Raw genomic sequence first — 2201 nt, forward strand, 5'->3', positions numbered from 1 at the left:
TTTGAAATAAGGATTTCAGCATCCTGCACAGAGAAGATGAAGCTGCTCGACTGCATTAGCCGCGGGGATGACTCGAGCCGTGTAAATAATTCATCTGCTGATTTACCTGCGTGCTTTTCGATGGTGTGTCCACCAGAACGGCTTCCGGAAGGAGCCTCATAAGACGCCAACTTTAGCCGGCCACTTCTGATAGCAATAACCCGCACGGCACCCATTGCGAGTGAGAATGCAACGGGGATGGCCAGATCGATCGTAAACCCCACCTTCATTGCCGTTTTCCTGTCGGCCCCCAGAGACCCGGCCAGTGAGACCGCAGAGTTATACGTATCACTGCGGATATCATGCCCCGTCCAGACCTGACGGAGGGAGGACTGGATGGTATCGAGGCCGTGTGTGCCGACGATGACGCACCCGGCCTTGGTCAGCATCGTCGGTTCCGGTACGATACACATCGCACCGGCCCCAAACATTTCAACAATACCGCTGGCAAGTCCCAGACCACCATAGAGGCGGTTGCTCATGGTTTCTCCCTCGCTGACGCTTTTGTCAGATAAAAGCGCCGCCAGTTGTACCGGGGACATGACAATTTTCACACCTTCATCCGTATCCATACGACATTCCTTTCTTCCTTAATTGAGTCACGATCATATCAGCAATGACATATTCGTTTCCGCAGAATAAATCACAAACAGGCCTAAGAGTTTTTTATGCGCGTAAGCGCATGAAGGTGCCAGCGGGTGCTGAAGAGAACGCAGTCGCCAGCTGGCGCCGGTGACGCGGCACAGCCGCCCTGAATCAACAGGTTTCACCAATCAAACCCCCTTCCCTGCAAAGCCAGACCCGCTGACCGCTATGAAGAAGTTTTTTTGCGCTGTCGGAGTGGTCCGGTCATAGACCGGACGTATCTCCGCGTTAGCGCCTTTAAGGCGCTTACGGGCGTGTATACCCGTCCTGGCAGCAATGACTCCCACAGCGCCTCAATGTTTTGGTTATAACACCCAATCTGAAGCCACTCTGTTCTGAGCCCGGGGCGGCGGGGCTTTGCATGGGGCACGGTGCTGATGTGATCGATGACCGCTTTCACTGGTTCTGAGTGTTGTAACTAATCTCATTGCCCCGGCTTGCTGGGGTGCTACTTCATGCTGTTTACCAGAAGGTTTTGCACGGCGTTTCTGGCACGGAATTGCCCTGAGCAGAGCGAAGGGAGCTACCTTTGACGCCATGCCGAAGGCTGGCTCAGGGTTACTCTCTCTTTAGAGAGCATGTTTTGTTCAGAAGTAACGTTCGAAATTAGCAATTTTAAGGGTATACCTTTCGAAGTTAATGAACCCGCAGGGCAGGACGTTCATGTGCTTTTCGAAGCTAACTTCATGATGTTGGCCACAACGGCGTTTGTTCGAAATTAATCGTTTATTTTCCCGCCGGCACGGACCGGGTCAGGATGGAAATGGGGGCATGGAACAGCAATTTTGCGTACGGAGTGTCTGTTTTCCCGGACGGCGGGCACGGAATATCCTGCCGGCCCCCCGGATGACCGGAAAAGTGCCAGCATAAGGCCCGCGAAGGACGCGGTTGAGGAAGGAACTGTCAGGACAGAGGGGTTACTTCAGCGGAACGCCGGCGCGCTCCAGCAGCAGCCTGTAGTATTTCTCGGCGTCGCTGACGTGCAGCTGCGGGAATTCGTCCTTAAGGTTGCGCTCAAGCTTCATCTGCATCACCGGCGTCAGCTGCCCGGCCGCCGCATAGCGGAGCCACGCGGTGCGCCAGCGGCCGTTGGTGGATTCCGGGCGCAGCTGCCGCAGCTTCTGCGCGTGGCCATCCAGTGCGGCTTCCAGGTCCGAGGTCACGCGCAGCTTTTCGGCGCGCAGTTCAGGACTGACCACCCAGCGCTTTATCTGCTTCAGACGATTTTTGAGTGAGTGGTGGTTATCGATGTTAATGCCCAGGCGGGCCATTTTAAGCTGGTGACGTTCATATTTCTCGCGCATGGACTCGGCCACGCCGCTGGCCACCGCCCACTGGCGGTATTTATGCAGCCACGTACGGATATTTTCAACGGTCATGCCGCGTGAGGTGAAGCAGTTTTCGGTCAGGAAAATTCGCATCGGCCTGTACTGGCCGGAGTCCGCGTCTTTATCACGGTGAACGACAACGTAGTCCAGCTGCTCCAGCACGCGCAGGGCATTCAGCAGGACGTCGTA

Annotated in this window: 1 protein-coding gene and 1 pseudogene; both read right to left on the reverse strand. The window is 55.5% G+C overall.

The genetic code is table 11. From position 1 onward, the window contains the following. Nucleotides 1-611: RNase A-like domain-containing protein (locus GSQ70_RS19760; protein ID WP_158785384.1), on the reverse strand; the 611-nt coding region annotated here is incomplete at its 3' end. 990 nt (nucleotides 612-1601) lie between these two features. After that, a pseudogene (locus tag GSQ70_RS19765) lies at nucleotides 1602-2201 on the reverse strand (Replication protein); the annotation flags it as partial.

The sequence above is a fragment of the Pantoea sp. BAV 3049 genome, assembly GCF_009765445.1.
GTDB lineage: Bacteria > Pseudomonadota > Gammaproteobacteria > Enterobacterales > Enterobacteriaceae > Erwinia.